Here is a 23379-nt window from a genome sequence, read left to right as displayed (position 1 = left end):
GCCCGTGACCCTGGAGGATCCGCTGAACAGCCATCACCCCGCCGCCGTGCTCTTCGACATGGACGGCACGCTGGTCGACAGCGAGAAGCTGTGGGACGTCGCGTTGCAGGAACTCGCGAAGGAGTACGGCGGGGAACTCTCCGCCGACGCCCGCCAGTCGATCATCGGTACCGCCATGGCCGAGTCGATGCGCATCCTGCACGACGACCTGGGGCAACCCGAACGGGATCCGGACATCAGCGCCGCGTGGATCAACGCACGGATCCTGGAGTTGTTCCGCACCGACCTGCGCTGGCGTCCCGGCGCGTTCGCCCTGCTGCGCGCGGTCCGCGCGGCGGAGATCCCCACCGCCCTGGTGACCTCCAGCCCTCGGGCGCTGGTCGAGATCGCCCTGGACACCCTGGGCCGGGACAACTTCGACACGGTGGTCGCCGGTGACGAGGTGATCGCGGCCAAACCACACCCCGAGCCGTACCTGACCGCGGCGCGGCTGCTCGGCGTGCCGATCGAGCGGTGCGTGGCGATCGAGGACTCGCCGACCGGGGTGGCCAGCGCGCTCGCCTCCGGCGCGGCGGTGCTGGCCGTACCGGCGGAGGTGGCGTTGCCGGACATCGCCGGCGTACACCAGGCGGAGAGCCTCACCGGCGTGGACCTGGAGTTGCTCGCGGCCCTGCTGGCCGACCGGGCCGCGGCCTAGCGACAGGGAAGGGGGCCCCGCGGCTCGCGGGGCCCCCTTCCTGCCGGGCACTCAGTCGTGGGCGATGGCGCCCAGGACGTTGATCCGGGCGGCCCGCACGGCCGGGAGCACCGCGGCCACCACACCGATGACGGCGGCGAGACCGAGGAACACACCCATCTGCCCCCACGGCAGGATCAGATCGGTGATGCCCTCGTCCTTGAGCGCCTCGACCACCGCGGCGCCGAGTCCGGTGCCGACCGCCACGCCGAGCAGCGCGCCGAACACCGAGATCACCACCGCCTCCACGGTGATCATGCCCATCGTCTGACCACGGCGCAGGCCGATCGCCCGCAGCAGACCCAACTCGCGGGTCCGCTCCAGCACCGACAGCGCGAGGGTGTTGATGATGCCGAGCACGGCGATCACGATGGCCAACGCCAACAGGATCTGGATCATCGTGAGCAGCCCGTCGAGCTGACTGGTCTGCTGCTTGATGAACGCGTCCCGGTCGGCCACCGATACCTCGGGGCTGTCCGCGAGCAGCGTCTCCACCTGCGGCTGCACGTCGGCCACCCGGGCGCCGGGGGCCAGCTGGATGAAGGCCTGGATGGGCTGCGGGATGGCGAAGTCCTTCGCCGCCGTCGCCGGCAGCGTCACCGGGTTCGTCAACTGCGTCGACTCGTAGATGCCGCTGACCGTGTACGTGCGCGCCTCACCCCGGGTCAGCTGCACGTTCACCGTCGAGCCCACCGACCAGCCCCGCGACGTGGCCGTGTCCGAACTGGCCAGCATCTGGGTCGGCCCGAGCCGGTCGATGTCACCGGCGGTGGCCTTCGCGCCGAAGATCTGCCGCAGGGACGCGATGTCGCTGCTCGCCGTGACCCAGGTGCTCTCGCCGTCGATCCTCGCCATGTCGCCGTACTCGCCGTCGACCAGCTGCACACCGGGTAGGGCCTTGGTCCGGTCCAGTACGCCCGGGTCGAAGCTCGGCGGACGCGGACCGCCCTGCTGCCCGGAGATCACCAGCTCGGCCTTGATGGTGTCCTGGGCGAGCGCGCTGAGGCTGCCCTTGGCCGAGTCGAGGATCACCGTGACGCCGGTGACCAGCGCGATGCCGACCATCAGCGCCGCCGCGGTGATCGCCGTACGGCGCGGGTTGCGCCCGGAGTTGAGCCGGCCCAACTTGCCCGGCACCGACCAGGAGAAGATCGCGCCGAGCAGACTCACCACCGGCCGGCTGATCAGCGGGGTCAGCAGCGCCACGCCGATGAAGGCGAACAGCACCCCACCCAGGATGGTCGCCAGGGTCTGCCCGCCCGCGTTGCCGCTGAGACCCAGGAAGAGCAGCACCGCGCCGATGCCGGTGACCAGCGACCCGGCCACCGTGACCTTGGTCAACGGCCGGTCCGGGGTGGCCACGTCCTGCATCGCTGCGATCGGCGGGATCCGCGACGCCCGCAGCGCCGGCAGCAACGCCGCCACCACCGTGATCACCAGACCGACGGCGAACGAGCCGATCACCGCCGCCGCCGGCACACCGATCCCGGCGAGGGTGAGCCCACCGGCCAGCTTGCCGAACAGGAACGCCAGCAGCGCGCCCACACCGATGCCGGCGGCCAGGCCGAGCACCGACGCGATCAACCCGACCGCGATGGCCTCCAGCACCACCGAGCCGATGATCTGCCGACCGCTGGCGCCGATGGCACGCATCAACGCCAACTCCCGGGTGCGCTGCGCCACGATGATGGAGAAGGTGTTGAGGATCAGGAAGGTGCCGACCAGCAGCGCCACCGCGGCGAAGCCGAGCAGGATCTTGTTGAAGAACGACAGACCCTCCTTCAGGCTGGCCGAGGCGTCCGCGGCCACCTGTTCGCCGGTCTTCACCTCGAAGTCGGCGCCCAGGGTGCGGGCCACGTCGTCGCGCAGCGCCTCGTCCGACACGCCGTCCGCGGCGCGCACCGTGACGCTGCTGAACGTGTCCGGCTCGCCCAGCATCAGCCGCTGCGCCACCGGCGTGGTGAAGAAGACCTCGTTGACCCCGCCGATCGAGTCCCGGTCACCGCTGTAACCGGCGACGCCGACCAGGGTGAACTCGCGCTTCTTCGACTCGAACGCGGTCAGCACGCCGACCTTCTGGCCAACCTGCACCTTCGCCGTGGTGGCCAACGCCCGGTTGATGACGATCTCGTCCTCGGCCTGCGGAGCGCGTCCCTCCCGCAGTTGCAGCAGGTCGCTCTCGCCGGTCCAGTTCTCACCCAACTGGGGCGGACCGAACGAGGTCACCACCTTGCCGTTGCTGCCGATCACCCGGGCACCGTCGGCGTTGACGATGCCCGTCGCCGAGGCGACCCCCGGCACCTGCTTGACCCGGTCCACCACGGCGGCCGGCAGCGGGGAGGCGGTCTGCTCGCCCTCCAACTCGCTGATCTCGACCTTCGGCTTCGCCGCGACGTTCACGTCGATCTCGGAGAAGCCGTCGGCGAAGACCGAGTCGAAGGAGCGGCCCAGCGTGTCGGTGAGCACGAAGGCACCCGACACGAACATGACCCCGAGCACCACCGCCAACCCGGACAGGATCAGCCGGACCTTGCGGGCCAGCAAACTCTTCAGTGTCGCCCGGAACATCAGTTGCCCACCTCGGCCGGAGTGTCCAGCTTCTTCATGGTGTCCAGCACCGTGTCGGCCGTCGGCTCGATCAGCTCCGACACGATCTGCCCGTCGGCGAGGAAGACCACCCGGTCGGCGTACGCGGCGGCCGTCGGGTCGTGGGTGACCATGACGATGGTCTGGCCGTGCTCGCGTACCGAGTTGCGCAGGAAACCCAGCACCTCCGCGCCGGAACGCGAGTCCAGGTTGCCGGTCGGCTCGTCGGCGAAGATCACCTCGGGGCGGGAGACCAGCGCCCGCGCGCACGCCACCCGCTGCTGCTGCCCGCCGGAGAGCTGTGCTGGCCGGTGGTCCAACCGGTCCCGCAGACCCACCGTGTCGATCACCGTGTCGTACCAGGCCGGGTCCGGCTTGCGCCCGGCGATCGACAACGGCAGCAGGATGTTCTCCTTCGCGGTGAGCGTGGGCAGCAGGTTGAACTGCTGGAAGATGAACCCGACCTGGTCGCGGCGCAACTTCGTCAACCCGCCGTCGCCCAGCCCGGTGACCGTCGTCTCACCGATCGACACCGTCCCCCGGGTCACCGAGTCCAGGCCGGCCAGGCAGTGCATCAGCGTCGACTTGCCGGAACCCGACGGGCCCATGATCGCGGTGAAGCGGCCACGTTCGAACTCGGCGCTGACGCCCCGCAGCGCGATGACCTGAGCCTCGCCGCTGCCGTACACCTTCCACACGTCGTTCGCCCGGGCCGCGGCCTGCGCCTGCTGGCCTACCGTCGCGGTCACGTCATCTACCTCTTCCGTCTGTCCGAAAATGCACGCCGCCCCCCGATGGTCCGGCGCGACTGTTCAATCATTGGTGCCGCACACGCCCGTCCCGTCCGCCCCTGGGGGGACTCGGCGCGGATTTCCCGCTGCGGGTGCACCCCCATGCCGGATCAGGGTTGCCCCTGACCCGATGGTCGGTCGAGCGTGTTTCGCGAGCCTGCCCCCTCACGTCACAGGAGGGTCAACCCCGCCAGACCGTCTCCGGTCACGGTAGGTGACGGCGGCAACGGCGGCCGTCACCCCACGGAGGGATCTTCGGGTACGCCGGGTGAGGTATTCCGGCCCGGCGCGGCTACGCCCGAGGGCGGACCAGCCCCGACTCGTACGCCAGCACCACCGCCTGCACCCGGTCCCGCAGCCGCAGCTTGGTCAACAGGTGCCCGACGTGGGTCTTGATGGTGGTCTCGCTGACCGACAGCACCGCGGCGATCTCGGCGTTGGACAACCCGCGCGCCATCTGCACCAGCACCTCGCGTTCCCGGTCGGTGAGCGCGTCGAGGGCCGCCGACGGTGTCCGCGCCGGATCGGGCAGCAGCTCGGCGAAACGGTCCAGCAGCCGCCGCAGGATCCGCGGTGTCACCACCGCGTCCCCACCGGCGACCGTCCGGATCGCCGCGATCAACTCCTCGGCCGGCACGTCCTTGGCCAGGAACCCGCTGGCACCGGCCCGCAACGCGCCCACCACGTACTCGTCGAGGTCGAACGTGGTCAGCACCAGCACCCGCACCGGCAGCCGGGCGTCGACGATCGCCCGGGTCGCGGCCACCCCGTCCATCCGCGGCATCCGGATGTCCATCAGCACGACGTCGGGCAGCAGCCGACGGGCCAGCTCCACCGCCTCCACGCCGTCGCCGGCCTCGGCCACCACGTCCAGGTCGCCCTCGGTGCCGAGCACCATCCGGAAGCCGGTCCGCAGCAGCGGTTGGTCGTCGGCGAGCAGGATCCGCACCGGCCGCGCCGAGGCCACCCGATCGGTCATCTCGTCTCCCGTCCCGCCCACGCCGTGCCGCCGCACCGGTCATCCTCCCGTACGCGGGCCGGTGCGTCGTGGACCACGGTAGAGACGGACCCGGCGCCCTGTCCCGATCGGCGTGGCACCGATCCGGTCGGGTCCGGTCGCGAGGCCGGCTCCGGTGGGCGCCGGACGCCACCCGGTCGACGGCGCGCGGACCCGGCTACCGGTGGATCACTCGTCGGCGCCGGGCGTCACCGGAGCGGACCGGGCGTCGCGCAGCGGGTCGGCGCCCGTCGCCGCGACCGGGAACGGTGGCGGAGTGCCGCCGAAGCTCGGGCACAGCGCCTGGTGGCTGCACCAGTCGCAGAGCCGGCTGGGCCGGGGCCGGAAGTCCTGCCGGGCGGTGGCCTGCTCGATCGCCCGCCACAACGCCACGACCGTGCGCTCGAAGCGCACCAACTCGTCGGCGTCCGGCGTGTAGTCCAACACCTCGGCGTCGCGCAGGTAGAGCAGCCGCAGCACCCGGGGCACCACGCCGCGGGTGCGCCACAGCACCAGCGCGTAGAACTTCAACTGGAACAGCGCCCGCGCCTCGAACGCCTCCCGCGGAGCGCCACCGGTCTTGTAGTCGACCACCCGCAACGCGCCGTCCGGGGCCACGTCGAGCCGGTCGAGGTAACCGCGGATCAGCAGTTCCTCGTCGACCACCGCGGAGATCAGACTCTCCCGTTCGGCCGGCTCCAGCCGGGTCGGATCCTCCACCGCGAAGTAACCCTCCAGCAGCCCCGCCGCCGAGCGCAGGAACTCCACCGGCCCGGCCGGCTCCGACCCGTCGAACAGCTCGGCCAGGTCGGGCTGTTCGGTAACCAGCCGGTCCCACTGGGGGGCCACCAGGTCGCCGGCCGCCGCCGGCGTACGCCCGACGGCCGGCAGGTCGAACAGGCGCTCCAACACCGCGTGCACCAACGTGCCCCGGGCCTGCTCGACGGTGGTGCGCTCGGGCAGCCGGTCGATGCTGCGGAACCGGTAGAGCAGGGGGCAGGTCTTGAAATCGGCCGCCCGCGACGGGGACAGCGACGCCCGCACCGTCGGCGGGACCTGCGCCGGTAGGGGGGACTGGGTGGTGGTGACCGGTTCCGCCGTCATGTCGGCAAAGGTTAGGGCACCGGTGTGACACCCACCGCCACCCGCCCCGGGCAGCACCGGTCCGTAGCATCGTTGCGATGGAGCAGACATCCCGCCCGTCGCGCCGGCCCGACCGGCGTCCCGGCCTGAGCGTGGGACGCGTGTTCGGTGTGCCGCTGCACCTCAACGGGTCGATGGTCCTGCTCGCGGTGCTCGTCGCCGTGCTGTACGCCGAATTCGCCCGCCGCCAGCTGGACCTGCCACAGCTCGCCGGCTACCTGATCGGTTTCGGGTTCGTGGTGTCGCTGCTCGGCTCGGTGCTGCTGCACGAGCTGGGCCACGCGCTCACCGCCCGGCACTACGGCATCGGTGTGCGCGGCATCACCCTGGAACTGCTCGGCGGCTACACCGAGATGGACCGCGACGCCCCGTCACCCCGCGTCGACCTGCTGGTGTCGCTGGCCGGCCCGGCGGTCTCCGCGGTGCTCGGCGTCCTCGCCGTCGCCGCCACCGTCGCGCTGCCCGAACGGACCGTCGCCCACCAGCTCGCCCTGCAGCTCGCCGTGAGCAACGTCATCGTCGCGGTGTTCAACAGCCTGCCCGGGCTGCCGCTCGACGGCGGACGGGCACTGCGCGCCCTGGTCTGGGGGCTGACCCGCGACCGGCACCGCGGCACCGAAGTCGCCGGCTGGGCGGGACGGGCGGTCGCCGTCGGCACCGCCGCCCTGGTTCTGCTGCTCACCCTCGCCGACTACCTCGCGCCGTTGGCGCTGCCCCTGATGCTGCTGGTCGCCTTCACCCTGTGGCGCGGCGCCGGGCAGGCCATCCGCGCCGCTCGGGTCAGCCGCCGGTTCCCGCTGATCGACCTGTCCCGGCTGGCCCGACCGGTCTGGCCGGTGCCCACCGGCACGCCGCTGGCCGAGGCGCAACGCCGCCGCGCCGAGGCGGGACAGCCCGGCGCCGCGCTGCTGGTCACCGACTCCACCGGCCGGCCGGTCGCGCTGGTCGACCCGGCCGCCGCCGAGGCGGTGCCCGCCGAGCGACGCCCCTGGCTGGCGGTCGACGCCGTCGCCTGGTCGCTGGGCGCGCTGCCCACCCTCGCGGCCGGGCTCGACGGGGAGCGGGTGATGGATGCCGTACAGACCCACCCGGGCGCGCAGTACGTGGTGACGTCAGGCGAAGATGTCGTCGGCATTCTGCACATCGGGGACCTGGCACAGCTCCTCGAACCCAACCGGAAGATGACATCGTGACCGCAACGTCCTCCACCGTCCCGGCCGACGCCGCCACCCCGGCACTGACACCCGTGCACCGTGGGCCCTTCCGGCCCGGCGACCGGGTGCAGCTGACCGACCCGAAGGGGCGGATGCACACCGTGACGCTGGAGCCCGGCAAGGAGTTCCACACCCACCGGGGCATCCTGGCGCACGACACGCTGATCGGGCTGCCCGACGGCAGCGTGGTGACCACCGCCGGCGGCGGCACGGCGTTCCTGGCGCTGCGGCCGCTGCTGTCGGACTACGTGCTCTCCATGCCGCGCGGCGCACAGGTGATCTACCCGAAGGACTCGGCGCAGATTGTCGCCATGGGCGACATCTTTCCCGGCGCGAAGGTCCTCGAAGCCGGTGCCGGCTCCGGCGCGCTGAGCTGTTCACTGCTGCGGGCCGTCGGCACCGAGGGTGAGCTGCACTCGTTCGAGGTGCGCGACGACTTCGCGCAGATCGCCAAGCGCAACGTGGAGGCGTTCTTCAACGGCCCGCACCCGTCCTGGAACCTGCACGTCGGCGACGTGGCACAGTGCCAGGAGACCGGTTTCGACCGGATCATCCTGGACATGCTGACCCCGTGGGAGACCCTCGACATGGTCGAGCGGGCGCTGGTGCCCGGCGGTGTGTTCATCGGTTACGTGGCCACCACACCGCAGCTCTCCGAGCTGGTCGAGGCGCTGCGCGAGCGCGGTGGCTGGACCGAGCCGCGCGCCTGGGAGTCGCTGGTGCGCGACTGGCACGCCGAGGGCCTCGCCGTCCGCCCGGACCACCGGATGATCGCGCACACCGCGTTCCTGGTCTCCGCGCGCAAGCTCGCCCCCGGCGTCACCGCCCCGCCCCGGCGGCGCAAGCCCAGCAAGGGCACCGAGGCGTACGCGCAGCGCCGGCAGGACCTGCGCGCGGCGGAGGCGGCCCGGCAGGCGGCCGCCTCGCAGGCGGCCGGCGCGCAGCCCGACGCGACGGGGGAGATGGACAGGCCGTGACGATCGAGCTGGGCGCCGGCGTGACCGGGCGGATCGAGCTGGGCGCCGGCGTGACCGGGCGGATCGAGCTGGGCGCCGGCGTGACCGGGCGGATCGAGCTGGGCGCCGGCCCCGCCGGGCGGATCGAGCTGGGTGCCGGCCCCGCCGGGCGGATCGAGCTGGGTGCCGGCCCCGCCGGGCGGGGGGAGGCGGCGGCATGAGCCGACCGGGCTACGGCGGCGGCGACCTACCCGCGGTGTTTCCGGACTGGTCGCCCTACCAGGACCTGGAGTCGGCGGCGCGGGCGTACCTGCGCGACCCGGACGTGGCCCTGGAGGCGCTCGGCGGGGTGCTGCGGGGCGCGTCGGTGCTCGGTTTCACCCTGGAGCGTTTCGTCAACGAGGTCAACGGCGTGTGGCAGGAGGTCGTGGTCTGCGACGGCAGCCGGCTGATCCTCTGGCACGGCGAGGACGTGCCGCCGGGGGAGGGGCCGCCGGGGTCGATGACCTCGTCGCTACGGGTGGTGCCGGTGTCGACCGTCACCGAGGTCGGCTGCCGGCGTCGGCTCAACCGCCTGGAGAGCGGGGAGATCCGGGTCGACAGCATCGACGTCTACCTGCTGCTCACCTCGCTGGACGAGGCGCCGCCGAGCGAGGAGATGGCCGGCACGCCGCGGCATGACGCGCTGCGCTTCGGCAAGACCCTCGACGACGGTGGCGCCGGGCAGATCGCCCGCCTGGAGGAGTTCGCCCGGCTCGTCGCCTCGGTGGTCGGCCGCCCGATGCTCTGAGGCGTACCCCCCACCACCGGCCGGGCCGCGCGGCCCGGCCGGTGGTGGGCTTCAGTCCTCGGCGTCCGGGCCGGCGACCTCGACGCCGTCGCCGCGCATCACGTGGATGCAGTCGCCCGGGCACTCCTTCGCGGAGTCGATCACTTCGAGTCGCAGGTGTTCGGGCACGTCGACGCGACTGCCCGGCGCCATCCGCAGCTCACCGTCGGCGCCCTTGACGTACGCCAGGCCGTCGATGTCGAACTCGAAAACCTCCGGCGCGTACTGCACGCAGAGCCCATCGCCCGTGCAGAGATCCTGGTCCACCCAGACCTGCAACTGGTCGGTCGCGACCTCGGCCACCGGTGCACCCCCCATGTTCTCCCGTACCAGCCTCCGACGGTACCCGAACGCCAGTACCGGCCCGCCGGGCCACCCTTGGCGATCAAGGTTCGGTGACGAGGGTGTTGCATGGGACCGAATCGGCCTCATAGCGGCTAGTGTTAGGGCAGAACGTTCAAGCCCCCCGGGGAGGTGGGACGTGGCAGCACGCAGCGACGACGCGGACTCGCGCGCCGCACGGTGGGAGAAGGAAGCCCACGATCTCTCCACGCAGGTCGCGTTTCTTCAAGAGGAACTCGCCCTGGTGCGGCGTAAGTTGACCGAAAGCCCCCGACACGTCCGGCAGCTCGAAGAGCGGCTGGCGGCCACCCAGGCACAGTTGGCGCGGCTGACCGAAAACAACGACCGGCTGGTGAGCACCCTCAAGGAGGCTCGCACGCAGATCGTGACGCTCAAGGAGGAGATCGACCGCCTCGCGCAACCGCCGAGTGGTTACGGCGTCTTCCTGGCCAAGCACGACGACGGCACGGTGGACGTCTTCACCGGCGGCCGCAAGCTACGCGTCGCCGTCTCGCCCTCGCTGGACGTGGCCGAGCTGCGCCGGGGGCAGGAGGTCCTGCTCAACGACGCGCTCAACATCGTCGACGCGTTCGGCTACGAGCGGGTCGGCGAGGTGGTGATGCTCAAGGAGATCCTGGAGGGTCCGGGCGGCGGGCCGGGTGACCGGGCACTGGTGGTCTCCCACTCCGACGAGGAGCGCATCGTGCACCTCGCCGAGACGCTCATCGGCTCGACGATCCGGGCCGGCGACTCGCTCATGATCGAGCCCCGCTCGGCGTACGCGTACGAGCGGATCCCGAAGAGCGAGGTCGAGGAGCTGGTCCTGGAGGAGGTGCCCGACGTCGACTACTCCGACATCGGTGGCCTCCAGTCACAGATCGAGCAGATCCGCGACGCGGTGGAGCTGCCCTTCCTGCACGCGGAACTGTTCCGTGAGCACCAACTCCGCCCGCCCAAGGGCATCCTGCTCTACGGCCCGCCCGGCTGCGGCAAGACGCTGATCGCCAAGGCGGTGGCCAACTCGCTGGCCAAGAAGATCGCCGAACGGCAGGGCAAGGAGAAGCACACCAGCTTCTTCCTCAACATCAAGGGCCCCGAGCTGCTCAACAAGTACGTCGGCGAGACCGAGCGGCACATCCGGTTGATCTTCCAGCGTGCTCGGGAGAAGGCCGGCGAGGGCACCCCGGTGATCGTGTTCTTCGACGAGATGGACTCGATCTTCCGCACCCGTGGCTCCGGTGTCTCCTCCGACGTGGAGAACACCATCGTTCCGCAGCTGCTCAGCGAGATCGACGGCGTGGAGGGGCTGGAGAACGTCATCGTCATCGGCGCCTCCAACCGGGAAGACATGATCGACCCGGCGATCCTGCGCCCCGGACGACTCGACGTGAAGATCAAGATCGAGCGACCGGACGCCGAGGCGGCCAAGGACATCTTCTCCAAGTACATCCTCTCCGGGCTGCCCCTGCACCCGGACGACCTGGCCGAACACGGAGCCGACCCGCAGGCCACCGTCGCCGCCATGATCGACGCCGTGGTGCTGCGGATGTACTCGGAAACCGAGGAGAACCGCTTCCTCGAGGTCACCTACGCCAACGGTGACAAGGAAGTCCTCTACTTCAAGGACTTCAACTCCGGCGCGATGATCCAGAACATCGTCGACCGGGCCAAGAAGATGGCCATCAAGGAGTTCCTCACCTCCGGCCGTAAGGGGCTGCGCCTGCAGCACCTGCTCGACTCCTGCGTCGACGAGTTCCGCGAGAACGAGGACCTGCCCAACACCACGAACCCCGACGACTGGGCCCGGATCTCCGGCAAGAAGGGCGAGCGGATCGTCTACATCCGCACGCTCGTCTCCGGCGGCAAGGGCACCGAGGCCGGCCGGTCCATCGAGACCGCCAGCAACACCGGCCAGTACCTCTGAACCACCCAGCGGCGGCACCGGACACGTCGTCCGGTGCCGCCGCTGCACATGTGCGACACCCACCCCACCGGCGGGCCAACGGCCGCGCCCGTTCCCGCTAGACTGCGGCGACTCCGCCGACCAACCGAACGAGGACTCCCGTGCGTGCCGACGCCACCATGGAAATGCCAGCAGTGCCAGGTGGCACCGACAACCGGAGGCCGGCCGAACAGCCGCCCGCGCCACCAGCCGCCCGACGCCTCGGAATCGGCCCGCTGCTCGCCATCCTGCTCGCCTGCTGGCTCGTCCCGTTCGCCGCGAACGCCGTACACGCCGCGTGGCTGCTGCCCCCGGTGATCCTGCTCGGCACGGCCAGCCTGCTGCGCTCCGGCCGCACCCTGCTCGACCGGATGATGCTCGCCCTCGCCCTGCTCGCCGGCCTCACCTGCGCCACCGGGCTGCTCTTCACCGTGTGGCCCTGGGGCCTGCACCCGGTCCCCGTCACCGGCCTGGCGCTGACCGTCCTGACCCTGGCCGCCGTGCTGTCCCGGCGCGCACCCCGGCTGCCCCGCCCCAGCTGGTCCGACCTCGCCACGCTCGCCGTGGCGGCCCTCGCCGCCGGCTACCTCGCCACCCCCTACCTGCGGGCCGACACCTTCGGTCAGCGACTCAACCTCGCCATGGTCGGCGAGGACAACGGACGCCACCCCGCCCTCTTCGACGTGATCGGCCGCCTCGGCGGCTACCTCTTCCTCGACGCCGACACCGCCCGCGAGAACATCTTCTCCGGCCTCGTGCACTACCCGCAGGGCTGGCACTTCACCACCGCCCTGCTCGACGGCTTCCTGCGCAGCGCCGGCGACCCACCCACCGGCGCGCGACTCATGGACCACTACGTGCTCTGGTGCCTCCTCACCTTCGCCGGGCTGCTGCTCGCGCTCAGCTGGGCCGCCCAGCACGTCGCCGGCCCCCTGCACCCACTGCGCCGCCTGGTCCTCATCGTCGCCGTCGCCGCCCTGGCCCTCGGCACCGAGCTGCCCCGCCTGCTCGTCGCCGGCTACCCCAGCGAGACCTTCGGGCTCAGCCTGTCCGCGATCCTCGTCGCCCTCGTCGTCCGCCCCCTCAACCGGCTGCGCGAACAACTCCTGCTCGTTGGGGCGCTGCTCATCGGCATCGGCTTCAGCTACTACCTCTTCCTCTTCCCGACCGGCGCCATGGTGCTCTGCTGGCTCATCGCCGACCGGCGCCGACTTCGCGCCCGCCCCGGCACCGTCGCCGCCATCGCCGTGCCCACCGCCGCGCTGGCCCCGCTGATCCCCCTGCTCGGCCTGCTCGTCGCCGGCCAGAGCGAGGCCCTCGCCGCCCCCGGCGGCACACCCCCGGTCGAGACCTACAACACCATGCTCGGCCTCGGCGCGGTCGTCGTCGCCGCCATCCTCGTCCGCACCAACCTCGCCGAGTCCACCTGGCGGCGCTACCTCGTCACCCTCGGCGTCGGCCTGCTCTTCTCCGCCAGCATGGCCGCCGTGAACCTGGCCAACGGCACCCAACCGGCCTACTACTTCGGCAAGACCGCCCACCTGGTCATCGCCGTCCTCATCATCGGCGCCGCCGCACCCGCCCGACTGCTGCCCGTGCCCGCCCAGAGCACCGACTCCGAGCCACGGCGACGCCCCATCACCGGCGCCCTCCCCGCCGTCGCCACCGCCGCCCTCGTGACGCTCGCGGTGCTCGCCGGCACCGGCGTGCTCGGCTGGACCGGCGGCTACTTCCACCGCACCGGCAGCAACGGCACGTGGGCGAAGGACTGGGCCAGCCGGGACGTCCGGAACATCACCCGCTCCGCGTCGGTCACCTCCATCGCCTACCGCAACTACCCGGCGATCCCCGGCACCGTCACCCTTGTCGTGGACAAGCAGGGCCTCCAGGGCTACCGGGAGTCGATCTTCCTCTCCGCCATGCAGGGCACCAGCGGCCAGACCGAACCCGGCATCTACTTCCGGATCTACGACGAACCCGCCCGGACCGCGGAGATCCTGCGCCGCGTTCCCCGCCCGCTGCGCCTCATCGTCGCCGACCCGGCTGCCCAGCGGGCCATCGACGGCGCGCTCACGGCAGACCCGACCCTGCGCGACGGCCTGACCCTGGTGCCACTCAAGCCCGCCACGGCGCGGTAACGCGCCGCGCCGACCGGCGGGGCCGCGCGGTCGGCCACCACGCAGACTAGTCTCGATGGTGTGAGCGGCGGGCACGCCGGCTCCGTGGGGCGAGCGAAGCGAGTGGTCGCATGACGGTACGTCGGATCATGGGCACCGAGGTCGAGTACGGCATCTCCGTTCCCGGCCAGGCCGGAGCCAACCCGATGGTCACCTCATCGCAGGTGGTCAACGCCTACGGGGCCCGCCCCGAACTCAACCGGGGCGGGCGGGCCCGCTGGGACTACGAGGAAGAGTCGCCGCTGCGCGACGCCCGCGGCTTCACCTACTCCGGCGCGGCCTACGATCCGGCCGAGGCCCTCGCGGACGAGGACCTCGGCCTGGCCAACGTGATACTCACCAACGGCGCACGCCTCTACGTCGACCACGCCCACCCCGAATACTCCACCCCCGAGGTCACCACTCCCCGCGACATCGTCCGCTGGGACAAGGCCGGCGAGCGCGTGATGGCCGAGGCGTCCCGCCGTGCCGCCACCATCCCCGGCAGCCAACCGATCCGCCTGTACAAGAACAACACCGACAACAAGGGCGCCAGCTACGGCGCCCACGAGAACTACCTGATGCGCCGGCAGACGCCGTTCGCCGACATCGTGGCGTACCTGACGCCGTTCTTCGTCACCCGGCAGATCGTCTGCGGCGCCGGCCGCGTCGGCATCGGCCAGGACGGCGGGCAGAGCGGCTTCCAGATCTCCCAGCGTGCCGACTTCTTCGAAGTCGAGGTGGGCCTGGAAACCACCCTCAAGCGGCCGATCATCAACACCCGCGACGAGCCGCACGCCGACGCCGACAAGTACCGGCGGCTGCACGTCATCATCGGCGACGCCAACCTCTCCGAGATCTCCACCTACCTCAAGGTGGGCACCACCGCGCTGATCCTCACCATGATCGAGGAGAAGGCGCTCGGCGCCGACCTGGGCATCGCCGACCCGGTCAGCGAGCTGCGCGCCGTCAGCCACGACCCCGCCCTGTCGCACCTGATGCGGCTGCGCGACGGCCGCCGGCTCACCGCCCTCGACCTGCAGTGGGCGTACCTGGAGCGGGCCCGGTCCTTTGTCGACGACCGGTACGGCACCGACGCCGACGAGCAGACCGTGGACGTGCTCGACCGCTGGGAGAGCGTCCTCGACCGGCTCGGCCGCGACCCGATGCTGTGCGCCGACGAACTCGACTGGGTGGCCAAGCTGCGGCTGCTGGAGGGCTACCGGGAACGCGAGAAGCTCGGCTGGGGCTCACACAAGCTCCAGCTGGTCGACCTGCAGTATTCCGACGTCCGGCCGGACAAGGGCCTCTACAATCGGCTGGTCACCCGGGGGGCGATGAAGACGCTGCTCACCGACGACGAGACGCGCTCGGCGATGACCGAGCCCCCGGAGGACACCCGGGCCTACTTCCGGGGCCGCTGTCTGGCCCAGTACGCCTCCGAGGTGGTTGCCGCCAGCTGGGATTCGGTGATCTTCGACGTGGGTCGGGAGTCGCTCGTCCGGGTGCCGATGATGGAGCCGGAGCGGGGCACCCGCGCGCATGTCGGGGCGCTGTTCGACCGCTGCGCCAGCGCCAAGGACCTGCTGGAGACGCTGACCGGTGGCTGAGCACGGGCCCGAAAGTCCGTCATGTGTGTGCCGCGAGCCGGCGCGCGGCGGGCTTTTCGTCGTCCGCGCGAGGTAAGTTCATCGCAGACGATCGTGGAGGAGACAGCTATGGCCACTCATGACAGCGGCGGTCAGTCGCAGTCCGGCAAGTCCCGCCAGGGCGAGGAGATCGAGGACGTCGTCACCGAGGTCAACCCCGAGGTGGCCGAGCGGCACGCCGAGACCACCGAAAACACCAAGGACCTCCTCGACGTGATCGACGAGGTTCTCGAAGAAAACGCAGAAGAGTTTGTGAGGGGCTACGTTCAAAAGGGAGGTCAGTGAACATATAGGGCAATTCGGACATGGCTAAAGCGAGCGATGATCGTGACGGGCTCCGTCGCTGCCGAGATTGCGGCGAATGGAAGGCGTTCGATCAGTTCTGTGTGAGCTCCAAGAGGCCGGGCGGGCGGGCGGGCGGGGTAGCTACTGCAAGCTCAGCTTCAACGAGCGATCCAAGGCAAGCTACGCGCGGCGGGTGAGAGCCGATTTTGGCCGCGAGGTGCGCGGAGGTCGCGTCGTGCCGGAGGGGTACAAGCACTGTCCGGCCTGCGACGCGGTCGAGCCGTTCGATGCCTTCCCCCGCAACCGGGCGGACACCTCCGGCTACGCCACCTACTGCAAGCCCTGCCACAACACCAAGACCAAAGAGACGAAAGAGTGCCTGTACGGGGGTAACCGCGAGTATCACCTGCGGCGGCGCTACGGCGTCGGGGAGAAGGAGTTCCAGGAGTTCCTGGCCGAGCAGGGCGGCTTCTGCGCGATCTGCGGCGGCGCGGACCCGCAACATCTGGACCACGATCATCGCACCGGATGGGTGCGCGGGATACTCTGCTTCAACTGCAACGGTGGTCTTGGCCAGTTCCGTGACAGTCCCACGAGGCTGGCCAGGGCAATCACGTACCTGAGAGGAACCACGTGGCAGCGGGCTTTGATCCATCCGGGCGTCTACCAGATGTGTTCACCAACGCGGGGACGTCCTCCTTCACGACGTTTCTGAGCCGGGTGGCACCCGAGATGCTGCCCGGCCGGCGACCGCTGCCGCCGGGCATGGCCGCCGACCTGGCGCCGCACGCGACCACCATCGTGGCCATCGCGGCCGTTGACGGTGTGGTGATGGCGGGCGACCGGCGGGCCACCATGGGCAACCTGATCGCCCAGCGCGACATCGAGAAGGTGCACCCGGCCGACGCGTACTCGCTGGTCGGTATCGCGGGCACCGCGGGCATCGGTATCGAGCTGATGCGACTGTTCCAGGTGGAGCTGGAGCACTACGAGAAGATCGAGGGCGCGATGCTCTCGCTGGACGGCAAGGCCAACCGGTTGGCCTCGATGATCCGGGGCAACCTGGGCGCGGCCATGCAGGGGCTGGCCGTGGTGCCGCTCTTCGCCGGCTTTGACCTGGCCGCCGCCGATCCGGCGAAGGCCGGTCGGATCTTCAGCTTCGACGTGACGGGTGGCCCGTACGAGGAGACCGGTTACGACGCGATCGGTTCCGGGTCGCTGTTCGCCAAGTCCGCGCTGAAGAAGCGGTTCCGGGCCGGGTTGTCCGTCGCGGACGCGACCCGGCTCGCGGTCGAGGCGCTCTACGACGCGGCCGACGACGACACCGCGACCGGTGGCCCGGACCTGACCCGGCGGATCTACCCGGTGGTGATGACCGCGACCGCCGAGGGCACCCACCGGCTCACCGACGCCGAGACGGCGACGATCGCCGAGGGCGTGGTCGCCGGTCGGATGGAGAACCCGGGCGGTTGAGCCGCGCCCACCCCCACCAGCCAGCAGTCGTCAGCACAGCGCCGTTAGGAGAATCGCCGCCGTGGCCATGCAGTTCTACGCCTCGCCCGAACAGATCATGCGCGACCGTTCCGAGCTGGCCCGTAAGGGCATCGCCCGGGGCCGCAGCGCGGTGGTCCTGAGCTACGCCGGCGGGGTGCTCTTCGTCGCGGAGAACCTCTCCAGTGCCCTGCACAAGGTCAGTGAGATCTACGACCGGATCGGGTTCGCCGCGGTGGGCCGGTACAACGAGTTCGAGAATCTGCGTCGCGCCGGTGTGCGGATGGCGGATCTGAACGGGCTCAGTTACGACCGTCGGGACGTGACCGGCCGGGCCCTGGCCAACGCGTTCGCGCAGACCCTGGGTGCGATCTTCACGGAGCAGTCGAAGCCGTTCGAGGTGGAGATCTGCGTGGCGGAGGTCGGGCCGACACCCGCCGACGACGAGTTGTACCGGCTCACCTACGACGGTTCGGTCAACGACGAGCCGGGGCGGATGGCGATGGGCGGGCAGGCCGAGGCGATCACCGGCGTGTTGAAGTCCAACCACCGGCCGGACATGTCGCTCGCCGAGGCGGCGAAGGTGGCGGTGCAGGCGTTGAGCACCGTCGGTGGGGAGGGCGGTGCCGCCCGGACGATCGCCGCGAACCAGCTTGAGGTGGCGGTGCTGGACCGTCAGCGGGTCGGTCGGACGTTCCGGCGGATCACCGGGGCCGCGCTGACCGCCCTGTTGGACGGGGAGTCGACGCCGCCGACCAGCGACCGACCGGACACGCCGAGCGTGCCGACCGGGGAGGCCGGTAAGCCGACCAGTTCGGCGGGTTCCGCGGATCTGGAGGACCGGCCGGGTCAGCCCGACAACTGACGGTGTGACGACGAAGCGCCGGTGCCCACGTGAGGTGGGCGCCGGCGCTTCGGTCTGTCTGTCGGGTGGGTCAGCGGCGTTGCAGCAGCGGTCGGGCGAGGGCCCAGTAGCCGGCGGCGACGGCGTTGAACACGCCCATGCCGGGCGGCGAATCGACGTTCGACGGGGCGACGCGGGCGGTCATCAGGTCGGCGATGACCCCGTCGGGCACGGTGCGTTCGCGTTGGAGTTGACGGCGGCGGGAACCCACCCAGGCGCGGTTGCTCCACAGCCAGCCCCAGCCGCGGGTCTTCTGCCTGGTCCAGCCGCCAGCGAGCGCGGCGGCGAGCATGGCTGCCTCGGTGAGCAGCAGCATCGGGGCGAGCACCACCAGCGTCCGGGTCTGGTAGGCGGTGAGCAGGGTGACCAGTCGGTTGCGTTCCACCAGGTAGAGCTTGAGGTCGTTGCGGGAGAACTCGTAGTGGTGGCGGACAACGGCGTCGGGGACGTACTCCAGGCGCAGGCCGCGTTGCCACAGCCGCAGGCTGAGTTCGGTGTCCTCGTGGTAGGCGAAGTATTCGGCGGCGAAGCCGTCGAGGTCCTGCCAGCGTTCGCGGCTGATCACGAAGCAGCAGCCGCTGAGGGAGGGCACGGTGGTGCGTACGGCGTGTGCGGTGGCGGGTTCGCCGTTGCCGCCGGCCCAGGACAGCCCGGTGAAGTGCAGCGGGTTGCCGGACGTGTTGATCAGCTCGGGGTTGTCGGCGAGCCGGATGGAGGCCATGGTCGCGCCGACGCCCGGTTCGGCGGCCACCGCGACGGTCTTGGCGAGGGCGTCGGGGGCGACGATGGCGTCGGAGTTGACGAAGGCCAGCCAGTCTCCGGTGGCTTCGGCGGCGCCGACGCGGCAGCCGCCGGAATAGCCCGTGTTCTGTTCGGGTCGGACGACCCGGACCTGGGGGAAGCCCTTGACGATGTCGATGCCGTCGCCGGTGCAGCCGTTGTCGACGACCACCAGGTCGATGTCGACGTCGGTGCTGGCCAGCACGGCACGGGCGGCGTCGACCAGGTACGGCTCGGTGCCGTAGGCGAGCATCACCGCGGTCACCTGTGGGCGGGTCATCGGATGCCTCCGGTTACGGCAGGGGCGACGGCGTCGTCGAGGGGCCGGGTGGGGGTGGTGGGTCGGCGGAAGCCGCCGCGCAGCAGGACGGCCATGGTGGCGGCGACGACGACGGAGCCGACGGTGTAGGCCAGTTCGACGCGCAGGGTGACCGGGGCCGGGATCAGTGTCACGGCGACCAGGGCGGCGACGCCGACGGTCCAGGCGAGGGCCTGTGCGCGGTGCCGGTCGAGGGCGAGCAGGGCCTGGCCGAGCACCATGGCCCAGAGGTAGGCGAGGGTGGCGACGGCCAGCCACGCGAAGTCGCCGTGGCCGAGCACGTCGGGGGCGTCGAAGAGGGTGCGGACCAGCCATGGGCCGATCAGTACGGCGCCGAGCGCCCCGGTGAGGCCGAGTGCGGTGACGATGCCGAGTGCGCGGCGCAGCAGGCTGTGGAAGCCGGCCTGGTCGCCGGTGGTGGCGGTGGTGGCGAGGCCGGGCAGGAGGGACGCCTGGAGTGAGCCGAAGACGAACAGGGGGATGCGGACCAGCACGAGGGCGGAGAGCAGGGCGCCGGCGGCGGCCGTCTCGGTGGGGGCGAGCAACTGCACGTTGATCACGCCGATGTTGACCACGACCTGGGAGAGCAGGCTGGACGCGGTGAGCAGGCCGAGGCCGCGCAGCAGGGTGGCCCAGGCCACGGGTGCGCCGCCGCCGATGACGCGCAGCACCGGGGGCAGGGTGAGCAGGACGCTGACCAGTGGGGCGGCGACCAGGACGAGGCCGTACCAGACGGGGGAGGTCACTCCGGCGAGCCCGAGCAGGGCGACCAGGATGATCCGCAGGCCGCCGTCGACGCCGAGCTGGGTGCCGTACCAGGGGAAGAGTTGCAGGCCGGAGAGGACGCCGCGGGTGGCGTAGGCGACGGCCATCGCGGCGAGCGCGCCGACCAGCACGGTGACCATGGTGCCGTCGCCGTGGAAGAGCTTGTCGGCGAGCAGCTGGCGGCCGGCGGTGACGGCCAGCACCAGCACGGCGAGCATCACGGCGGCCACGGTGACGCCGCGGGCCAGCACGGGCCCCGGGGGGAGCCCCTGGCTGTGTCGGGCGGCGACGACCCGGGCGACCTCCTGCTCGACCGGCATGAACATGCCGATGCCGAGGGTGAACACGATCGACCAGAGCACCGAGAGCGACGAGTAGTCGACTTCGGTGAGGTTGTGGCCGGCGACCGCGAGGTGGACGTAGGAGGCGAGGCCGAGAAGACCCAGCCCGGCACCAACAGCGATGGTGCCGGGCGGGATCAGGCGCAGCAGGCGACGGATCACCGGCGGATGAGCGCCAGCGTGAGTACCGCGAACGCGCGACCGAGGTAGATCATCGCCTTGGCGGGGGAGTGGCTGGGCGTGCCGGCCATCCGCTTGCGCATGGCGACCGGCACCTGCCGGATGCGGAAGCCGCGGCGGGCGGTGTGCACCAGGGTCTCCACCGTGTCGCCGAGGTATTCGGCCGGGTACCACCCGGCGAACATCTCGATGACCCGCCGGTTGGCGGCCCGGAAGCCGGAGGTGGTGTCGGTGAGCTTGGTGCGGGCGACCCGGGACAGCACGGCGGAGAGCATGACCATGGCCCAGCGGCGGGGGCCGCGGACGTTGTAGTCGCCCTCGCCGGCGAAGCGGGCGCCGATGACCAGGTCGTTGTCGTCGAGCAGGTCGACGAGCTTTGGCACGTACCGGGGGTCGTGCTGGCCGTCGGCGTCGATCTGGATGGCGACGTCGTAGTTGTTGTCGCGGGCGTAGCGGTAGCCGAGGCGCATGGCCCCGCCGACACCGAGGTTGTACGGCAGCTTCGCGACCCGGGCGCCGGCGGCGGCGGCGACGTCGGCGGTGCGGTCGGTGGAGCCGTCGTCGACGACGAGCACGTCGACGCCGGGCAGCTCGCCGCGGACCTCCCCGACGACGTCGGCGATGGAGCCCGACTCGTTGAGGGCCGGGATGATGATCAAGGTGCGCTTGCCGTTAACCATCGGTGGACACCAGTTCGTCTCGGGCCGCCCGGTCCGCGTCGATCTGCGCGCGGAGCAGGGCGAAGTCTTCGGCCAGGGTGCGGGTCTCTTCTTCCAGGGCGCTGACCTCCCAGCTGAGATGTACGCACACCAGCAGCAGGAAGACGATGCCCAGGAAGAGCACCAGGCTGACACCGGAGGCGACGCCGAGGAGTTCGGCGACGTTGTCGAGCAGCCGGGGGAACAGGGACAACGGGATCACGATGATCAGTACGGCGAGCCAGAGCATGCCGTACTTCTCGCGCAGCTGACGACGGCGCAGCAGCTCGACGATGGTGCCGAGCAGCAGCAGGCCGGTCAGGCCGGTGACGAGGGTGAGCTTCATGCGACCTTCCACGGGGCGGGTGGAGCGGGGGAGTGGAACGCGTCAACCGGGGTGGAGTGCCAGTCCTGAAGTGGCGGCAGACCCGCGGCCGCCCAGCGGTTGTGCCCTAGCACACTGTACGCCGGACGGGGGGCGGGACGAGGATACCGGTCGCTGGTGGTGGGTCGGATCCGGTCCGGGTCCAGTCCGGCGAGCGTGAACGCGGCGCGGGCGAGCCCGTACCAGGTGGTCTGGCCGGCGCAGGTGCCGTGGTACACGCCGGGCGCCGCCCGACCGGCCAGGGCGGCGTCGGCGAGCGCGACCAGCCGCTCGGCGAGCCGGTAGGACCAGGTGGGTTGCCCGTGCTGGTCGTCGACCACGTCGAGGTGCTCGTGCTGCCCGGCGAGCCGCAGCATGGTGGCCACGAAGTTCGGCCCGTGCGCCCCGTACAGCCAGGCGGTCCGGACCACGTACCCGGTGTCCGGGAGCAGTCGGGCGACGGCCTGCTCGCCGACCAGCTTGCCCCGGCCGTACGCGTTGACCGGCGCGGTGGGCGCGTCCTCCGGGTAGGGGGTGTCGGCGTCGCCGGAGAGGACGTAGTCGGTGGAGACCTGGATCAACTGGGTGCCGCCGGTGGCGCACGCCGCCGCGAGGTTCGCGACGCCGTGGCCGTTGACGGCGGTGGCCGCGGCCTCCTCGGCCTCGGCGCCGTCGACGTTGGTCCACGCCGCCGCGTTGATCACGACGTCGTGTCCGGCGACCGCGGCGCGCACGGCGGCGGGGTCGGTGACGTCCAGGTCGGCGCGGGCGGCGGTGGTGACCTTCAGGTCGGGCCGGGCCCCCAGCACGGTGACCAGGTCCCGACCGAGCATCCCGCCGGCGCCGGTGACGAGTAGTCGGGTCATGCGGTGGGCGCCGACTTCAGCGGCTCCCACCAGGCCCGGTTCTCCTGGTACCAGCGCACGGTGTCGGCGAGGCCCTCGTCGAGGGTGATGCTGGGCTGGTAGCCCAGCTCCGCGCTGATCTTGCTGATGTCGAGGGAGTAGCGGCGGTCGTGGCCCTTGCGGTCGGTGACGGGCACGACGCGGTCCCAGCCGGCGCCGCAGGCGTCGAGGAGCCGGCCGGTGAGTTCCTTGTTGGTCAGCTCGGTGCCGCCGCCGATGTTGTAGACCTCGCCGGCGCGGCCCTTCTGCTGGACCAGGGCGATGCCGCGGCAGTGGTCGTGCACGTGCAGCCAGTCGCGGATGTTGCCGCCGTCGCCGTAGAGCGGAACGGTCCCGCCGTCGACCAGGTTGGTCACGAACAGCGGGATGACCTTCTCGGGGAACTGGTACGGGCCGTAGTTGTTGGAGCAGCGGGTGACGACCACGTCCATGCCGTGGGTGCGGTGGTAGGCCAGGGCGAGCAGGTCGGAGCCGGCCTTGGACGCCGAGTACGGCGAGTTGGGGGCCAGCGGCCAGGTCTCGGTCCAGGAGCCCTCGTCGATGGAGCCGTACACCTCGTCGGTGGAGACGTGCACGAACCGGCCGGTGCGGTGGCGCAGCGCGGCGTCGAGCAGGGTCTGGGTGCCCAGCACGTTGGTGGTGACGAACGGCGCGGCGCCCTCGATCGACCGGTCGACGTGCGACTCGGCGGCGAAGTGCACGATCACGTCGTGGTCGGCGACGACCTGGTCGACGACGACCGGGTCGCAGATGTCGCCCTGCACGAACCGTAGTCGCGGGTCGTCGCGTACGGGGTCGAGGTTGGCCAAGTTGCCCGAGTAGGTCAGCTTGTCGAGCACGGTCACGACCGCCGGCTCGAGCGGCGGCACGCCCTCGGCGCTGCCCAGGGGCTTGCCCAAGAGCAGACGAACGTACTCCGACCCGATGAATCCGGCTCCGCCGGTGACGAGGATCCTCACGGGTCCGGAAGTGTACGCGAAGTTGCGCCCGGGGCGTGGGACGCGAC

The 23379-nt window shown here is 71.2% G+C and carries 23 protein-coding genes; 12 read left to right on the top strand and 11 right to left on the bottom strand.

Annotated elements, in window-relative coordinates:
- The first annotated feature begins 46 nt into the window (after positions 1–46).
- Positions 47–697 (top strand): HAD family phosphatase, encoded by a 651-nt coding sequence (locus tag O7620_RS09460; protein WP_278126927.1) that lies wholly within the window; start codon positions 47–49, stop codon positions 695–697.
- Positions 698–748: 51 nt separating this feature from the next.
- On the opposite strand, the gene O7620_RS09455 is transcribed toward O7620_RS09460, so the two are convergent.
- The 4 genes from O7620_RS09455 to O7620_RS09440 form a co-directional block, all read right to left on the bottom strand.
- Positions 749–3304, bottom strand: a complete 2556-nt coding sequence (locus tag O7620_RS09455) for an ABC transporter permease (RefSeq protein WP_278122721.1) — start codon at positions 3302–3304, stop codon at positions 749–751.
- Positions 3304–4071, bottom strand: coding sequence for an ABC transporter ATP-binding protein (locus tag O7620_RS09450; RefSeq protein ID WP_278122720.1), 768 nt, complete (start codon positions 4069–4071; stop codon positions 3304–3306). Before O7620_RS09450 ends, O7620_RS09455 begins: the two co-directional genes overlap by 1 nt.
- A gap of 334 nt (positions 4072–4405) precedes the next feature.
- The gene (locus tag O7620_RS09445; protein ID WP_278122719.1) at positions 4406–5092 is read right to left on the bottom strand and encodes a response regulator transcription factor; all 687 of its coding nucleotides are present in this window, start codon (positions 5090–5092) and stop codon (positions 4406–4408) included.
- 207 nt (positions 5093–5299) lie between these two features.
- Complete coding sequence (locus O7620_RS09440) at positions 5300–6214, bottom strand: PD-(D/E)XK nuclease family protein (RefSeq protein WP_278122718.1); 915 nt, start codon at positions 6212–6214, stop codon at positions 5300–5302.
- Positions 6215–6291: 77 nt separating this feature from the next.
- Between O7620_RS09440 and O7620_RS09435 the strand changes: the two genes are divergently transcribed.
- The 4 genes from O7620_RS09435 to O7620_RS09420 are packed head-to-tail and all read left to right on the top strand — an operon-like array spanning position 6292 to position 9213.
- On the top strand, positions 6292–7446 hold the full coding sequence (locus tag O7620_RS09435) for a M50 family metallopeptidase (RefSeq protein WP_278122717.1): 1155 nt from the start codon (positions 6292–6294) through the stop codon (positions 7444–7446).
- Positions 7447–7490: 44 nt separating this feature from the next.
- Complete coding sequence (locus tag O7620_RS09430) at positions 7491–8444, top strand: tRNA (adenine-N1)-methyltransferase (RefSeq protein ID WP_278126925.1); 954 nt, start codon at positions 7491–7493, stop codon at positions 8442–8444.
- Positions 8441–8644, top strand: a complete 204-nt coding sequence (locus O7620_RS09425; protein WP_278122716.1) for a hypothetical protein — start codon at positions 8441–8443, stop codon at positions 8642–8644. Before O7620_RS09430 ends, O7620_RS09425 begins: the two co-directional genes overlap by 4 nt.
- Positions 8641–9213, top strand: coding sequence for a hypothetical protein (locus tag O7620_RS09420; RefSeq protein ID WP_278122715.1), 573 nt, complete (start codon positions 8641–8643; stop codon positions 9211–9213). The genes O7620_RS09425 and O7620_RS09420 overlap by 4 nt, the downstream gene beginning before the upstream one ends.
- 51 nt (positions 9214–9264) lie before the next feature.
- Here O7620_RS09420 and O7620_RS09415 read toward each other — a convergent pair whose 3' ends face one another.
- Positions 9265–9555: a ferredoxin gene (locus O7620_RS09415; protein ID WP_278122714.1), complete on the bottom strand. Its 291-nt coding sequence runs from the start codon at positions 9553–9555 to the stop codon at positions 9265–9267.
- A gap of 178 nt (positions 9556–9733) precedes the next feature.
- Between O7620_RS09415 and arc the strand changes: the two genes are divergently transcribed.
- The 7 genes from arc to prcA all read left to right on the top strand — a co-directional run bounded on the left by arc (position 9734) and on the right by prcA (position 17982).
- Complete coding sequence (gene arc / locus O7620_RS09410; RefSeq protein ID WP_278122713.1) at positions 9734–11518, top strand: proteasome ATPase; 1785 nt, start codon at positions 9734–9736, stop codon at positions 11516–11518.
- Positions 11519–11682: 164 nt separating this feature from the next.
- Positions 11683–13674, top strand: coding sequence for a hypothetical protein (locus tag O7620_RS09405; RefSeq protein WP_278122712.1), 1992 nt, complete (start codon positions 11683–11685; stop codon positions 13672–13674).
- 110 nt (positions 13675–13784) lie between these two features.
- Entirely contained in the window at positions 13785–15302 is a 1518-nt protein-coding gene (gene dop / locus O7620_RS09400; protein WP_347403757.1) for a depupylase/deamidase Dop, read from the top strand.
- A 108-nt stretch (positions 15303–15410) separates the two neighbouring features.
- Positions 15411–15626, top strand: coding sequence for a ubiquitin-like protein Pup (locus tag O7620_RS09395; RefSeq protein WP_278122711.1), 216 nt, complete (start codon positions 15411–15413; stop codon positions 15624–15626).
- Between the two features lie 235 nt (positions 15627–15861).
- A complete protein-coding gene (locus O7620_RS09390; RefSeq protein ID WP_278122710.1) occupies positions 15862–16341 on the top strand; it encodes an endonuclease VII domain-containing protein in 480 nt (159 codons plus the stop codon).
- The gene (prcB, locus tag O7620_RS09385; RefSeq protein ID WP_278122709.1) at positions 16260–17099 is read left to right on the top strand and encodes a proteasome subunit beta; all 840 of its coding nucleotides are present in this window, start codon (positions 16260–16262) and stop codon (positions 17097–17099) included. The genes O7620_RS09390 and prcB overlap by 82 nt, the downstream gene beginning before the upstream one ends.
- Positions 17100–17160: 61 nt before the next feature.
- Positions 17161–17982 carry a proteasome subunit alpha gene (gene prcA / locus O7620_RS09380; protein ID WP_151488942.1) on the top strand — a complete coding sequence of 274 codons (822 nt, stop codon included), beginning with the start codon at positions 17161–17163 and terminating at the stop codon, positions 17980–17982.
- A 70-nt stretch (positions 17983–18052) separates the two neighbouring features.
- Here prcA and O7620_RS09375 read toward each other — a convergent pair whose 3' ends face one another.
- Genes O7620_RS09375 through rfbB form a run of 6 tightly spaced genes read right to left on the bottom strand, consistent with a single transcriptional unit; the run spans position 18053 to position 23332 of the window.
- Entirely contained in the window at positions 18053–19081 is a 1029-nt protein-coding gene (locus tag O7620_RS09375) for a glycosyltransferase family 2 protein (RefSeq protein ID WP_278122708.1), read from the bottom strand.
- Complete coding sequence (locus O7620_RS09370) at positions 19078–20388, bottom strand: polysaccharide biosynthesis protein (RefSeq protein WP_278122707.1); 1311 nt, start codon at positions 20386–20388, stop codon at positions 19078–19080. Before O7620_RS09370 ends, O7620_RS09375 begins: the two co-directional genes overlap by 4 nt.
- Positions 20385–21086, bottom strand: coding sequence for a glycosyltransferase family 2 protein (locus O7620_RS09365; protein WP_151488940.1), 702 nt, complete (start codon positions 21084–21086; stop codon positions 20385–20387). The genes O7620_RS09370 and O7620_RS09365 overlap by 4 nt, the downstream gene beginning before the upstream one ends.
- Entirely contained in the window at positions 21079–21450 is a 372-nt protein-coding gene (locus O7620_RS09360; RefSeq protein WP_139584287.1) for a DUF2304 domain-containing protein, read from the bottom strand. Before O7620_RS09360 ends, O7620_RS09365 begins: the two co-directional genes overlap by 8 nt.
- Positions 21447–22334: a dTDP-4-dehydrorhamnose reductase gene (gene rfbD / locus O7620_RS09355; protein WP_278122706.1), complete on the bottom strand. Its 888-nt coding sequence runs from the start codon at positions 22332–22334 to the stop codon at positions 21447–21449. Before rfbD ends, O7620_RS09360 begins: the two co-directional genes overlap by 4 nt.
- Entirely contained in the window at positions 22331–23332 is a 1002-nt protein-coding gene (rfbB, locus tag O7620_RS09350; RefSeq protein ID WP_151488938.1) for a dTDP-glucose 4,6-dehydratase, read from the bottom strand. Before rfbB ends, rfbD begins: the two co-directional genes overlap by 4 nt.
- Between the last annotated feature and the right edge of the window lie 47 nt (positions 23333–23379).

It is taken from the genome of Micromonospora sp. WMMD710 (assembly GCF_029626045.1).
In the GTDB taxonomy this organism is placed as follows: Bacteria; Actinomycetota; Actinomycetes; order Mycobacteriales; family Micromonosporaceae; genus Micromonospora.
This window is presented reverse-complemented; position numbering and strand designations above follow the sequence as displayed.

Coding starts and splice junctions, on each gene's coding strand:
- O7620_RS09405 (WP_278122712.1), top strand. CDS start 11,683: ATGCCAGCAGTGCCAGGTGGCACCGACAACCGGAGGCCGGCCGAACAG.
- O7620_RS09420 (WP_278122715.1), top strand. CDS start 8,641: ATGAGCCGACCGGGCTACGGCGGCGGCGACCTACCCGCGGTGTTTCCG.
- rfbD (WP_278122706.1), bottom strand. CDS start 22,334: ATGACCCGACTACTCGTCACCGGCGCCGGCGGGATGCTCGGTCGGGAC.
- dop (WP_347403757.1), top strand. CDS start 13,785: ATGACGGTACGTCGGATCATGGGCACCGAGGTCGAGTACGGCATCTCC.
- O7620_RS09375 (WP_278122708.1), bottom strand. CDS start 19,081: ATGACCCGCCCACAGGTGACCGCGGTGATGCTCGCCTACGGCACCGAG.
- O7620_RS09440 (WP_278122718.1), bottom strand. CDS start 6,214: ATGACGGCGGAACCGGTCACCACCACCCAGTCCCCCCTACCGGCGCAG.
- O7620_RS09435 (WP_278122717.1), top strand. CDS start 6,292: ATGGAGCAGACATCCCGCCCGTCGCGCCGGCCCGACCGGCGTCCCGGC.
- O7620_RS09445 (WP_278122719.1), bottom strand. CDS start 5,092: ATGACCGATCGGGTGGCCTCGGCGCGGCCGGTGCGGATCCTGCTCGCC.
- O7620_RS09360 (WP_139584287.1), bottom strand. CDS start 21,450: ATGAAGCTCACCCTCGTCACCGGCCTGACCGGCCTGCTGCTGCTCGGC.
- O7620_RS09365 (WP_151488940.1), bottom strand. CDS start 21,086: ATGGTTAACGGCAAGCGCACCTTGATCATCATCCCGGCCCTCAACGAG.
- O7620_RS09395 (WP_278122711.1), top strand. CDS start 15,411: ATGGCCACTCATGACAGCGGCGGTCAGTCGCAGTCCGGCAAGTCCCGC.
- O7620_RS09455 (WP_278122721.1), bottom strand. CDS start 3,304: ATGTTCCGGGCGACACTGAAGAGTTTGCTGGCCCGCAAGGTCCGGCTG.